A 12,529-nucleotide genomic window follows, 5' to 3' on the forward strand; every position below is an offset into this window, starting at 1 on the left:
CTGAATCCGTCTCGGAGACTCCGAGAAGCGAGGCCCCGGGTGTTCGTCACCCGGGGCCTCGTGCGTCGCCGAAACAACGAGTAGGGGAGTAGGGCAAGATCGGACCATGGATCGGCAACAGGAATTCGTGCTGCGCACCATCGAGGAACGCGACATCCGGTTCGTTCGCGTGTGGTTCACCGACGTGCTCGGCACGTTGAAGTCGGTGGCGGTCGCGCCGGCCGAGCTCGAGGGCGCCTTCTCCGAGGGCATCGGCTTCGACGGCAGTTCGATCGAGGGCCTGGCCCGCGTCTACGAGGCCGACATGCTGGTGCGTCCGGACGCCTCGACCTTCCAGGTGCTGCCGTGGCGCGGTGAGCGTCCGGGCACCGCGCGGATGTTCGCCGACATCCGGCTGCCCGACAACTCCCCGAGCGCGGCCGACCCGCGCAGCGTGCTGCGGCGTGCGCTCGGCAAGGCGGCCGAGAAGGGCCTCACCTTCTACACCCACCCCGAGATCGAGTTCTACCTGTTCAAGAAGGACCTCTCGGTGACGGGTGAGCCGGTGCCGGTCGACCAGGCGGGATTCTTCGACCACGTGCCGCAGGGCACCGGGCACGACTTCCGCCGCGCCGCGATCTCGATGCTGGAGACGATGGGCATCTCGGTGGAGTTCAGCCACCACGAGTCGGGCCCGGGCCAGAACGAGATCGACCTGCGCTACGCCGACGCGCTGTCGACGGCCGACAACATCATGACCTTCAAGACGGTGGTGAAGGAGGTCGCGCTCGAGCGTGGCATCTTCGCCTCGTTCATGCCGAAACCCCTCGCCCACCAGCCGGGTTCAGGCATGCACACGCACGTCTCGCTGTTCGACGGCGACAGCAACGCCTTCTACGAGCCGGGTGCGCCCTACCAGTTGTCGCAGACCGCGCGGCGGTTCATCGCGGGCGTGCTGCGGCACGCACCGGAGATCTCCGCGGTGACCAACCAGTGGGTCAACTCCTACAAGCGCCTCTGGGGCGGTGCGGAGGCGCCGGCGCACGTCTGTTGGGGGCACAACAACCGCAGCGCGATGGTGCGGGTGCCGATGTACAAGCCGCTCAAGGGCGCCTCGACCCGCGTCGAGATCCGCTCCCTCGACCCGGCCTGCAACCCCTACCTGGCCTACTCGCTCATCCTCGCGGCCGGTATGCGCGGCATGGAGCAGGAGTACGAGCTGCCGCCGGAGGCCGAGGACGACGTCTGGAACCTCACCGACCGCGAACGCCGGGCGATGGGCATCGAACCGCTGCCGGCGTCGCTCGATCATGCGATCCACCTCATGGAGGAGAGCGAACTGGTCGCCGAGACCCTCGGTGAGCACGTCTTCGACTTCTTCCTGCGCAACAAGAAGGCCGAGTGGGCCGCGTATCGCGAGCAGGTGACCGCGTTCGAGCTCGAGCAGTACCTCTTCCGCCTGTGAGTGTCAGTGCCGCTGCCCTGACCCGCGCCGGATTCCTCGACCCGACGCGCTCGCTCGACCTGCTCGGGCAGTTGTCCGAATGGGACGTCGACGCGCTCGTGGCGCCGCTGGCCGAGGTCGCCGACCCCGACGGCGCGGCGCTCGGTCTGGTGCGCCTGTACGAGCAGCTCACGCCGTCCGACCGCGCCGCACTCGGGCAGGTGCTCGCCGACGACGGTGAGCCCCGACGCCGGGTGGTCGGCCTGATCGGCGCGTCCGTCGCCCTGACCGACGCGCTCGTGCGCCGTCCGGAGCAGTGGCGAGACGTCGCCGAGGCGAGCATCGACGACGAATCCACCCTGCGCGCAGCGATTTCGGACGAGGTCGGCACGAGCGTCGGCGACGAGGCCCGCGACCTGTTGCGGGTCGCCTACCGGCGCCAGTTGATGCGCATCGCCGCGGTCGACGTCAGTGGCGACTCGATCGAGCAACTGCCCGTCGTCGCACAGGCGCTCGCCGAACTCGCCGGGGCCGCCTTGCAGACGGCCCTCGACATCGCCGCGCGCGAATACAACGACAGCGACAAATGTCGACTCACGGTGATCGCCATGGGCAAATGCGGCGCCCGTGAGCTCAACTACATCTCCGACGTCGACGTGATCTTCGTGGCCGAGCCGGCCGACGGTGCCGACGAGGACGAAGCGCTCGCCGTCGCGACGCGGCTGGCGACCGACCTCATGCGCATCTGCAGCGCGTCGACCGCCGAAGGCAGCCTGTGGGAGGTCGACGCCGCGTTGCGCCCGGAAGGCAAGCAGGGTCCGCTGGTGCGCACCGTCGCCAGCCACAAGCAGTACTACGAGCGGTGGGCCAAGACCTGGGAGTTCCAGGCGCTGCTCAAGGCACGACCGGTCGCCGGCGACTTCGACCTCGGCCAGGACTACCTCGACGTCATCCAGCCGATGGTCTGGCAGGCGGCCCACCGGGAGAACTTCGTCGAAGACGTGCAGGCCATGCGTCGCCGGGTCGAACAACACGTGCCGGCGGGCGAAGCCGCCCGACAGATCAAGCTCGGTCCGGGCGGGCTGCGCGACATCGAATTCAGCATGCAGTTGCTGCAGTTGGTGCACGGCCGCACCGACCAGCGACTGCGGTTGCGCAGCACCCTCGCTGCGATCGACGCGCTGTCGAACCGCGGCTACATCGGCCGCACCGACGCCAACAAGCTCGACCAGGCCTACCGCACGCTGCGCGCGATGGAGCATCGCATCCAGTTGGCGAAGATGAAGCGCACCCACCTGATGCCGACCTCGGACGCCGACCGCCGCCGGGTCGGGCGCGGGCTGGGTTTCCGGGCCGACGCCGAGACCGAGATCGAGAAGCTGTGGCGCAGCCAGTCGCGCGAGGTGCGCCGGTTGCACGAGAGCATCTTCTACCGCCCGCTGCTGAGCGCCGTCGCGCGACTGTCCGACGACGACGCCCGCCTCAGCACCGAGAGCGCGACCGATCGGCTCAGCGCGCTCGGTTACCGCGACGCGAAGGGCGCGATCCGGCATCTCGAGGCGCTCACGTCCGGCGTCAGCCGGCGCGCCGCGATCCAGCGCACCCTGCTGCCGGTGATGTTGCAGTGGTTCGCCGAGGAGGCCGATCCCGATCTCGGACTCCTCACCTTCCGCAAGATCAGCGAGGCGCTCGGCACCAGCCCGTGGTACCTGCGGATGCTGCGCGACGAAGGCAGCGCCGCCGAGACCCTCGCGCGGGTGCTGGCCACCAGCCGATTCGTGTCCGGGCTGCTCGAGCGGGCGCCGTCCGCCGCCGCGCTGGTGGGGGACAAGGACGCGTTGGTGCCGCTCGGCCGCGACGCGATCATGACCGCGATGAAGTCGGCCGCCTCCCGTCAGGACGACGAGGAGAAGGCGGTGGTCGGGTTGCGCGCGACAAGGCGCACCGAACTCATCCGCATCGCGATCGCCGACCTGTCGGGCGACCTCGACACCGACGGCGTCGAGGAGGCGCTCACCGCGCTCACGGCCGCGACGCTGCACGTCACCCTCGGCATCGCCGTCCGCGCCGTGGAGAAGGAGAGCGGTGCTCGCCTGCTCACTCGCATCGCGATCATCGGCATGGGGCGGCTCGGCGGCCGGGAGTGCGGCTACAGCAGCGACGCCGACGTGATGTTCGTGCACGAGCCGGCCCAGGGCGCCGACCCGGCCAAGGCGCAGGCGCAGGCCGAGACGGTCATCGGGTTCATCCGCAAGCACCTCGGGTCGACCGGACCCGACCCGGGGCTGGAGGTCGACGCCTCGCTGCGTCCGGAGGGAAAGGCCGGGCCGCTGGTGCGCACGCTGGAGTCGTACGCCGCCTACTACGACCGGTGGTCGGAGGGTTGGGAGGCGCAGGCCTTGCTGCGCGCGACCCCGATCGCCGGCGATGCCGAGCTCGGACGGCGGTTCACCGAACTCATCGACCCGCTGCGGTATCCCGAAGGCGGCATCAGCGACAAGGCGGTGCGGCAGATCCGCACCCTCAAGGCGCGGATGGAAGCCGAACGGATCCCGCGCGGCGGCGACCGCAAGCGGCACTTCAAGCTGGGGCACGGCGGGCTCTCCGATGTCGAGTGGACCGTGCAACTGCTGCAGTTGGAGCACGCCGCCGCGATTCCGCAGTTGCGGCACCCCGGCACGATGACGCCGCTACGGGTCCTGGCCGAACACGGACTGATCAACGAGGACGACGCCGACCACCTGCGGCAGTCGTGGACCCTCGCCTCCCAGTTGCGCAACGCGTCCGTGCTGTGGCGGGGGCGCCCGGTCGACAGCCTGCCGAGCGACCTGACCGACGCCAACGGCATCGCCCGGGTGATGCGCTGGCCGGTCGGCAGCGGCGGACAACTGTCGGAGCGTTACCTGCGCGCGGCTCGCAAGGCCCGCGGGGTGGTGGAAGAGATCTTCTACGGCGAGAGCCCGAAGGATCGGCACTGGGATCCGAACCCGACCCGCTGAGCTCGGTTCGGGGGCTGCCGGTGGTGTTCGGCAATGTGGACGCGACGACCATCACTCGGACGGTGTTCGTAAACTGAGGTCCGTGCTTTCCCGAATCGATCTGCGCGGCGCGGCGTTGTCCGACCTGGACGCCCGCGGCCTGCGCGCCACCTTGCCCCGTGCCGAGTTCGACGTCGAGGCCGCGCTGGACGCGCTGCGACCGATCTGCGAGCACGTCGAGCATGGGGGAGAGCAGGCGCTGCTGGAGCTGGGGGAGAAGTTCGACGGGGTGCGCCCGCCGTCGCTGCGGGTGCCGCAGGAGGTGCTCGACGCCGCCCTCGCCGACCTCGACCCGGCGGTGCGTGCCGCGCTCGAGGAGTCGATCCGGCGTGCGCGCCTCGTGCACTCCGATCAGCGTCGGCAGACGGTGACCACCCAGGTCGCCCCGGGCGGCAGCGTGACCGAGAAGTGGATCCCGGTCGACCGCGTTGGGCTTTATGTGCCCGGCGGCAAGGCCGTCTACCCCAGCAGCGTCGTGATGAACGTCGTTCCGGCACAGCTCGCCGAGGTCGGGTCGATCGCGGTCGCCAGCCCGCCGCAGCGGGACAACGGCGGCTACCCGCACCCTACGATCCTCGCCGCCTGCGCCCTGCTGGGTGTCGACGAGGTCTACGCCGCCGGCGGCGCCCAGGCCGTGGCGATGTTCGCGTACGGCGCCCGCGACGCCGACGGTGCCACCGTGTGCGAGCCGGCAACCCTGGTGACCGGCCCGGGCAACATCTACGTCGCCGCGGCCAAGCGCCTGCTCAAGGGGCTGATCGGCATCGACGCCGAGGCCGGCCCCACCGAGATCGCGATCCTGGCCGACGGCACGGCAGACCCCGAGTTGGTGGCGGCCGACCTCATCAGTCAGGCCGAGCACGACGAACTCGCCGCCTCGGTGCTCGTCACCGATTCGACCGAGTTGGCCGACGCCGTCGATGTCGCGCTGGCGCGGCGTGCTGCCGCCACGAAGCACCACGAGCGGGTCGACGTCGCGCTGCGCGGTCGCCAGTCGGGCACGGTGCTCGTCGACGACGTCGACGCGGGCCTGCGGGTCGTCGACGCCTACGCCGCCGAGCACCTCGAGATCCAGACCGCCGACGCTGCGGCTGTGGCCGCCCGGGTGCGCAACGCAGGTGCGATCTTCGTCGGCTCGTTCGCCCCGGTGAGCCTCGGCGACTACGCCGCCGGCTCCAACCACGTGCTGCCCACCGGTGGATGCGCCTGCCACTCCAGCGGCCTGTCGGTGCAGTCGTTCCTGCGCGGTGTGCACATCGTCGACTACTCACGCGACGCTCTCGCGGAGGTCGCTGACACCGTTGTCACGCTTGCGAATTCGGAAGATCTTCCGGCGCACGGCGAGGCCGTCACCGCGCGTTTCGAGGGCGACCGATGAGCGAGTTGCAGCGCCTGTTGCGCGAAGATCTGCGCGGTCGCACCGCCTACGGTGCCCCGCAACTCGAGGTGCCGGTCGCGCTCAACACCAACGAGTCGTCGTACGGCGTGCCGGCCGACGTGGTCGCCGCCATCGTCGAGCGCGTCGAGGCCGTCGCGGGGTCGCTGAACCGGTACCCCGACCGCGAGTTCACGACGCTGCGCGCCGACCTCGCCGAGTACCTCACGACCACCACCGGCGTCGATGTGCCGGTCGAGCAGGTCTGGGCCGGCAACGGTTCGAACGAGGTGCTGCAGCACATCGTGCAGGCCTTCGGTGGGCCTGGCCGGATCGCGCTCGGTTTCACCCCCTCCTACTCGATGCACCCGATCATCTCCCGGGTGGCCGGCACCACCTGGGTCGACGGTCTGCGCAGCGCCGACCCGTCCGACCCTGCCCAGCCTGCCGACCGGGCCGCGCGTCCGGCTCAGACCCGGTTCGACGTCGACACCGACCTCGCCGTTGCGCAGTGCCGGGAGCACGACCCGCACGTGGTGTTCCTGACCTCACCCAACAACCCGACCGGCACGGCACTCGACCTCTCGGTGGTCGAGGCGGTCTACGAGGCGGCGCCCGACGCGATCGTCGTGGTTGACGAGGCCTACGCCGAATTCGCGCGGCCGGGCACACCGAGCGCGCTCACCCTGCTGGCCGGACGCCCGCGCCTGGTCGTCACCCGCACCATGTCGAAGGCCTTCGCGTTCGCAGGTGTGCGGCTCGGTTACCTGGCGGCCGACCCCGAACTCGTCGACATCCTGCGACTCGTGCGCATGCCCTACCACCTGTCGTCGGTGACCCAGGCCGTCGCCTGCGCCGCACTGGAGCACCGCACCGCGATGCTCGCGATGGTCGAGGCGATCAAGGCCGAGCGCGACCGCCTCGTCGACGGATGCGCCGCGCTCGGGCTCGACCCGGTGCCCAGCGACGCCAACTTCGTGCTCGTCGGCGGGTTCGACGACGCCGCCGCGACCTGGCAGGCTCTGCTCGACCAGGGCGTGCTCGTGCGCGACGTCGGCATTGCGCACCACCTGCGCATCACCGCCGGCACACCGTCCGAGACCGACGCCGTCCTGGCCGCGCTCGCCGCCGTCCAGACCGCCACACCCCGTCAGGAGACCGCATGACTTCGGTTCAGGCGCAACCGTATTCGCCGCAGCCCAATCGTGTTGCCGAGTTGTCCCGCAAGACCTCCGAGAGCTCGGTGGAGGTGCGTGTCGACCTCGACGGCACCGGCCGCGCCGACATCTCGACCGGCGTGCGGTTCTACGACCACATGCTCGAGAGCCTGGCGAAGCACTCGCTCATCGACCTCACCGTGAAGACCGTCGGCGATGTCGACGTCGACGCCCACCACAGCGTCGAGGACACCGCGATCCTGCTCGGTCAGGCGGTGCGCGAGGCGCTGGGCGACAAGACCGGCATCAGCCGGTTCGGCGACGCCACGGTGCCGCTCGACGAGGCGCTCGTGCAGGCCGTCGTCGACGTCGCCGGACGCCCCTACTTCGTGCACGAGGGCGAGCCCGAAGGTCAGATCTACGCGATCATCGGCGGCAACTACACCGGCTCGCTGACCCGCCACGTGCTGGAGAGCTTCGCCTACCACGCCGGCATCGCGCTGCACGTGCGTGTGCTGTCGGGTCGCGACCCCCACCACATCGTCGAGACCCAGTTCAAGGCCGTGGCCCGTGCGCTGCGCGCGGCCGTCGCCCGTGACCCGCGGGTGCAGGGCGTGCCGAGCGCCAAGGGCGTGCTGTGAACCGATGACCGACACCCTTCCGGGCGTTCTCCTGCTGCATGCCGACGCCAAGCTCGCCGACGCGTGGGTGCGGCGTGGGGTCGTGCCCAGTTACGTGGTGCCGTTGCCGGGATGGACGGCGATCGTGCCCGCCGATCACACCCAGTTGGGCGCGCCGTACGACGACTCGCTGACCGTGCTGGCGAACCGTCCGGTGCCGACCCGGTTGCGAACCGCGTTGGGTTTCTTCGTGATCGGCGACATCGCGGTGGTCTCCGCACAGACCCGGGGTTCGCGGTCGACGCCCCGGATGCTGAGCTGGGCGCCCGGTCACGGCGCCGACGAGATGCCCGGCTTCCCGACGCTGAAGGTGGGGCAGTTGGCCGAGGCGGCCGGTCTGCACGAGGGGGATGTGCGTGCGGTGACCCGCGTGCTCGGCGCCCGCACCGGACGACCGGTCGAGCGACTGCAGGAACTGATGAAGGTGCTCGCGTTGCCGGGGGCGGCGATGCTGCGCGGCGAAGGTGTGAAGTCGGACCTCGAGGCGGTGCTGGTCGAGCCCGACAAGAGCGCCGTCGGTCACTTCGAGAAGGTGGCCCGCGACGAGGACGACATGCGCGCCGAACTGCGGGAACACTCATGACCAAGGTGGTCGTGCTCGACTACGGCAGCGGCAATGTGCGCTCGGTGGTGCGGATGCTCGAACGCATCGGTGCCGACGTCGACCTCAGCGCCGACCCCGACGCCGTCCGCAACGCCGACGGGCTCTACGTGCCCGGTGTCGGCAACTTCCACGCCTGCATGGCAGGACTCAACGCGGTCGACGGTGGCGCGCTGATCGGTGCGCGGCTGGCCGCCGGACGCCCCGTGCTCGGTGTCTGCGTCGGCTACCAGGTGCTGTTCGACGGCAGTGTCGAGCCCGCGCGCGCCCAACTGCCCGGGCTCGGGCTCTGGCCCGGCACCGTCGCTCGACTGACCGCCGATGTCGTGCCGCACATGGGCTGGAGCGAGGTGACCGCCGCAGCCGGCAGCCGCCTGCTCGACGGGCTCGACGGCGAACGGTTCTACTTCGTGCACTCCTACGCGCCGCCGCGCTGGCGGGGCGCGTCCGATGCCGTTGTCAGCACGGCTACCCACGGCGACCCGTTCGTCGCGGCCGTCGAGGCCGGCGTGCTCGCCGGCACCCAGTTCCACCCGGAGAAGTCCGGGGACGCCGGTGCGCAGCTCCTGCGCAACTGGTGTGATTCGTTGTGAGACAGGTGAACCCGATGACCGAAAGCCCCCGCCTCGAACTTCTGCCCGCCGTCGACGTGGTCGACGGACGTGCCGTGCAGCTGGTGCAGGGGGTGGCCGGCAGCGGCGGTGAGTTCGGCGACCCTTGGTTGGCGGCGAAGGGCTGGCAGGACCAGGGTTCGGAGTGGCTGCACCTCGTCGACCTCGACGCGGCGTTCGGCCGCGGCAGCAACCACGAACTGCTCGCCTCGATCGTGCAGCGGCTCGACATCAAGGTCGAGCTGTCCGGTGGCATCCGTGATGCCGAGACGCTCGAGCGGGCCCTGGCCAGTGGCTGCCGGCGGGTCAACCTCGGCACGGCGGCGCTGGAGAACCCGGAATGGACCGCGCAGGCGATCGCGGAGCACGGCGACCGGGTGGCCGTCGGCCTCGACGTGCGCGGCACCACCCTCGCGGCCCGCGGCTGGACCAAGGAGGGCGGCGACCTCTACGAGACGCTCGAACGGCTCGATCGTGAGGGCTGTGCCCGCTACGTCGTCACCGACGTCGCCAAGGACGGCATGATGCAGGGCGCCAATATCGCTCTGCTGCAAGACGTCTGCTCCCGCACCGACCGCCCGGTGGTCGCGTCCGGTGGGGTGTCGACGCTGGACGACGTGCGTGCGATCCGTGAGCTCGTGCCGGCCGGCGTGGAGGGCGCGATCGTCGGCTCGGCGCTCTACAAGGGTGCGTTCACGCTGCCCGAGGCACTCGACGTCGCCGGTCGCCCGTGACGTCCGAGGAACACACCGACTCCGCCGGGCAGACCTGGCAGGGGCGGCAGGTCACCGACACAGGGTTCGGCGGCGACGACGGGTCGGCCGACCCGGCGGTGGCCGCGGCCCTCGCCGGTGATGACGAGGTCGCACTGGTGCGTATCCTCGCCGGCGCCCGGTTCCTCGTGCCGATCGTCGCCGACGCGACCGAGGTCGTGCAGGACGGCGGCTTGCACGCCGACAAGGCCGCCGACATGGCCGTCGCGGTGCTCGTGGCTCCCGACGGCACCCGCGCGCTGCCGGTGTTCACCTCGATGGATTCCCTGCACGCCTGGGACCCCGCAGCACGTCCGTCGCCGGTGACGGCCGATCGCGCCGCGCAAGCGGCGGTGAGCGAACGTGCCGACGTGATCGTCGTCGACGTGGCCGGTCCGACGACCGTCGCGTTGCGGCCGAGCATGGTGTGGGCCCTTGCCATGCAACGGGATTGGTTGCCGGCACACGACGACCCGCAGGTTGTGTCGGCCGTCGCGCGGGCGGCCGCCGAGGAGCCGTCGGTCGCTCGAGTGGTCTGTGAGGCAGGCGACGACGGCGCGTTGCGCATCGTGTTGCACCTGCTGCCGGGTCTGGCCGGCGACGAGGTCGCCACGATCGCCCAACGCGTCGGTGAGCGCTTGGCCACCGACGGTGAGGTGCGGGCGCGCATCGACGCGGTGACCTTCGCCGTCCGCCCCGCGTAGGGGTCATCGACGCGTCAGTCGCCGTCCAGCGCGTCGGTCCAGTCGTCGAGTCGCTCCCACTCGGCCTGCAGCCAGTCGTCGATCAGCTCGTCGGTCGGGGCCGGCACCAGCCGCACGTCGATGTGGATCTGCCGGTTCAACGGGAGGGACCGCCAGATCACCGCCGGTGACACCAGATCTTCCAGGCCCTGGTGGCCCGGCGATCATCACCTGCGAGTCGGGCCGTGCCGCCAACATCCGGCGGACGACGGTGGAGCGCGGCGAGAGCACGCGCGGGTTGCGTTTGAGCCAGTGGGCGCGTTCGAGTTCGCCGTCTTCGACGGCTTCGGAGAACTCCTCGGCGTGGCGGCCGGGCGTCCAGTTGCGTCCTTTGGGGAACAGCAGGGTGGCGTCGCCGACCTGTACGTGCTCGGCGAACTCGCGCAGTTGTCGGTCGCGTTCCTCGCGAGGCAGACCGGGGCCGATGAAGTAGGCGTCGAGTCGGGCGAGGCAGAGGTCCATCGCGGGGTCCCAGAGCAGCGCCCGTTTGAGCACGATGCGGGGGATGCGCAGCAGGTCATGGGTGATGACGTAGGCCATCAGCAGGGAGTCGCCGGGGCCGGCGTGGCGGGCGAGCAGCAGCACCGGACGCGACGGGTCAGCGGTCGGCACCTTCACCCGGAGGTCGAGGCTGACGAGCCGGTCGGCCGCTAGCACGAACCGGTGCAACTCCTGGCCGAGCACCAGCACGTGGCGTGCCTGCCACTCCTGTTCGTCGCGGCGCCACGGTGGCATCGCGGCTCTTCAATTTTGAGCGTGGTGGGGCCCTGGCGTAGGGCTCGCGGCCCTACGCCAGCATGGGTGTTGTCTAGACATCTCATGAGCGAGGACCGCGAGCGTGCACAAGCCTACGTTCGACGTCGATGCGGCGTCGATCCTGTTCAACCTGTCCGGTTACCGAGTCGTCTCGGCCACCCCTGGCGTCGGCGTTGAGCAACCGCGGCAGGTGCTGATCGAGACGACCACGAGCGAGGGCGCCTGCCCCTCCTGCGGGGTGCTGTCCTCGCGGATCCAGGCAAGACCTACCCAGCGCGTGAAGGACGTGCCGTGCGGGGGTGAGCGGCTCGACGTGCTCGTGCGCAAGCGCCGCTACGCCTGCCGTGAGTCGTTGTGCCCGCGGCGGTCGTTCACCGAGGAGACCGAGCAGCTGCCCGCGCGGGCGAGGGTCACGACCCGGCTGACCGAGCAGGTGATATCCGCCTGCCGGGCCGAGCCGCGGGCGGTGTCCCGGGTCGCGCACGAGGCGCACCTGTCCTGGCCCACGGTGATGCGGATGCTCACCACCACCCTGGACCTGGACACCGGCGTGGACCGCCGGCACGTGCGGCACCTGGGGATCGATGAGCACCGGTTCCGCACCGTGCGCTACCTGCGCGACCCGGACACCCACGCGGTGAAGCGGGTCGAGCCGTGGTCCATCGTGTTCACCGACCTGGACGACGGCGCGATCCTGGACGTCGTCGACGGCCGCCGCGGCAAGGTCGTCACCTCCTGGCTCGCGGCGCGGCCGCGGTGGTGGCGCCGGCGGGTGCAGGTCGTCGCCCTGGACATGTCGAGTGAGTTCCGGGCCGCGGTCCGCAAGGCACTACCGCGGGCGAAGGTCAGCGTGGACCACTGGCACGTGGTGCGGCTGGCCAACGAGATGGTCACCAAGGTGAGGAGGCGCCGGGTGTGGGAGCTGCACGAGCGCCGAGGGCGGGCGACCGACACCCCGTGGAAGTACCGCAAGCTGCTCACCTGCGCCGGTGACCGGCTCACCGTCCGGCAGCGCACCAAGCTGCAGCAGATCCTGGCCGAGGACGTCGAGCTGGCCGTCGCGTGGGGCATCAAGGAACACGTCCGCCAGGTCCTCACCGCCACCGACACGCCCTCCTTCCAGCGGCACTGGGCCCGCCTTGAGAGCGCCGTGCGAGCCACCCACCTGCCCGAGCCGGCCGCGCTGTTCCGGACCCTGCTGGCCTGGCGTCGTGAGCTGCTCACCTTCTGCCGAACCAGGGTCACGAACGCTCGCACCGAGGCGGCGAACCTGACCGCCAAGACGATCAAGAGGGTCGGGCGCGGGTACCGCAACCATCGGAACTACAGATGCCGCATCATTGGCTATGCGCCCCGACCGATCGCGGCGTGAACACCCAGCACCACGCTCAAA

At 70.6% G+C, this 12,529-nt stretch carries 11 protein-coding genes; 10 read left to right on the forward strand and 1 reads right to left on the reverse strand.

The features are described 5' to 3' along the window. Window positions 1-106: 106 nt before the first annotated feature. From DFJ65_RS09465 to DFJ65_RS09505, 9 genes are all read left to right on the forward strand, one after another. Window positions 107-1,444: a glutamine synthetase family protein gene (locus tag DFJ65_RS09465; protein ID WP_115922815.1), complete on the forward strand. Its 1,338-nt coding sequence runs from the start codon at window positions 107-109 to the stop codon at window positions 1,442-1,444. Next, window positions 1,441-4,422 (forward strand): bifunctional [glutamine synthetase] adenylyltransferase/[glutamine synthetase]-adenylyl-L-tyrosine phosphorylase, encoded by a 2,982-nt coding sequence (locus DFJ65_RS09470; protein ID WP_115922816.1) that lies wholly within the window; start codon window positions 1,441-1,443, stop codon window positions 4,420-4,422. Before DFJ65_RS09465 ends, DFJ65_RS09470 begins: the two co-directional genes overlap by 4 nt. An 82-nt stretch (window positions 4,423-4,504) precedes the next feature. Further along, window positions 4,505-5,839, forward strand: coding sequence for a histidinol dehydrogenase (gene hisD, locus DFJ65_RS09475; RefSeq protein WP_115922817.1), 1,335 nt, complete (start codon window positions 4,505-4,507; stop codon window positions 5,837-5,839). Beyond that, window positions 5,836-7,002 (forward strand): histidinol-phosphate transaminase, encoded by a 1,167-nt coding sequence (locus DFJ65_RS09480; protein ID WP_115922818.1) that lies wholly within the window; start codon window positions 5,836-5,838, stop codon window positions 7,000-7,002. The genes hisD and DFJ65_RS09480 overlap by 4 nt, the downstream gene beginning before the upstream one ends. Further along, entirely contained in the window at window positions 6,999-7,634 is a 636-nt protein-coding gene (hisB, locus tag DFJ65_RS09485; RefSeq protein ID WP_115922819.1) for an imidazoleglycerol-phosphate dehydratase HisB, read from the forward strand. The genes DFJ65_RS09480 and hisB overlap by 4 nt, the downstream gene beginning before the upstream one ends. A gap of 4 nt (window positions 7,635-7,638) precedes the next feature. After that, on the forward strand, window positions 7,639-8,256 hold the full coding sequence (locus DFJ65_RS09490) for a hypothetical protein (RefSeq protein ID WP_115922820.1): 618 nt from the start codon (window positions 7,639-7,641) through the stop codon (window positions 8,254-8,256). Further along, window positions 8,253-8,867: an imidazole glycerol phosphate synthase subunit HisH gene (hisH, locus tag DFJ65_RS09495; RefSeq protein WP_115922821.1), complete on the forward strand. Its 615-nt coding sequence runs from the start codon at window positions 8,253-8,255 to the stop codon at window positions 8,865-8,867. Before DFJ65_RS09490 ends, hisH begins: the two co-directional genes overlap by 4 nt. Window positions 8,868-8,881: 14 nt before the next feature. Then, entirely contained in the window at window positions 8,882-9,619 is a 738-nt protein-coding gene (gene priA, locus DFJ65_RS09500) for a bifunctional 1-(5-phosphoribosyl)-5-((5-phosphoribosylamino)methylideneamino)imidazole-4-carboxamide isomerase/phosphoribosylanthranilate isomerase PriA (RefSeq protein ID WP_115922822.1), read from the forward strand. After that, window positions 9,616-10,341: an SseB family protein gene (locus tag DFJ65_RS09505; protein WP_115922823.1), complete on the forward strand. Its 726-nt coding sequence runs from the start codon at window positions 9,616-9,618 to the stop codon at window positions 10,339-10,341. The genes priA and DFJ65_RS09505 overlap by 4 nt, the downstream gene beginning before the upstream one ends. Window positions 10,342-10,344: 3 nt before the next feature. Here DFJ65_RS09505 and DFJ65_RS09510 read toward each other — a convergent pair whose 3' ends face one another. Next, a complete protein-coding gene (locus DFJ65_RS09510; protein WP_115922824.1) occupies window positions 10,345-11,115 on the reverse strand; it encodes a 1-acyl-sn-glycerol-3-phosphate acyltransferase in 771 nt (256 codons plus the stop codon). 103 nt (window positions 11,116-11,218) lie between these two features. Here DFJ65_RS09510 and DFJ65_RS09515 point away from each other — a divergent pair, with 103 nt between their 5' ends. Further along, the gene (locus tag DFJ65_RS09515) at window positions 11,219-12,508 is read left to right on the forward strand and encodes an ISL3 family transposase (protein ID WP_102213537.1); all 1,290 of its coding nucleotides are present in this window, start codon (window positions 11,219-11,221) and stop codon (window positions 12,506-12,508) included. Window positions 12,509-12,529: the final 21 nt, after the last annotated feature.

It is taken from the genome of Calidifontibacter indicus, from assembly GCF_003386865.1.
GTDB lineage: Bacteria > Actinomycetota > Actinomycetes > Actinomycetales > Dermatophilaceae > Yimella > Yimella indica.

Bases quoted from the DNA above. Each gene is read 5' to 3' on its own strand.
- DFJ65_RS09465 (WP_115922815.1), top strand. From the start codon at position 107: ATGGATCGGCAACAGGAATTCGTGCTGCGCACCATCGAGGAACGCGAC.
- hisB (WP_115922819.1), top strand. From the start codon at position 6,999: ATGACTTCGGTTCAGGCGCAACCGTATTCGCCGCAGCCCAATCGTGTT.
- priA (WP_115922822.1), top strand. From the start codon at position 8,882: ATGACCGAAAGCCCCCGCCTCGAACTTCTGCCCGCCGTCGACGTGGTC.
- DFJ65_RS09480 (WP_115922818.1), top strand. From the start codon at position 5,836: ATGAGCGAGTTGCAGCGCCTGTTGCGCGAAGATCTGCGCGGTCGCACC.
- hisH (WP_115922821.1), top strand. From the start codon at position 8,253: ATGACCAAGGTGGTCGTGCTCGACTACGGCAGCGGCAATGTGCGCTCG.
- DFJ65_RS09490 (WP_115922820.1), top strand. From the start codon at position 7,639: ATGACCGACACCCTTCCGGGCGTTCTCCTGCTGCATGCCGACGCCAAG.
- DFJ65_RS09510 (WP_115922824.1), bottom strand. From the start codon at position 11,115: ATGCCACCGTGGCGCCGCGACGAACAGGAGTGGCAGGCACGCCACGTG.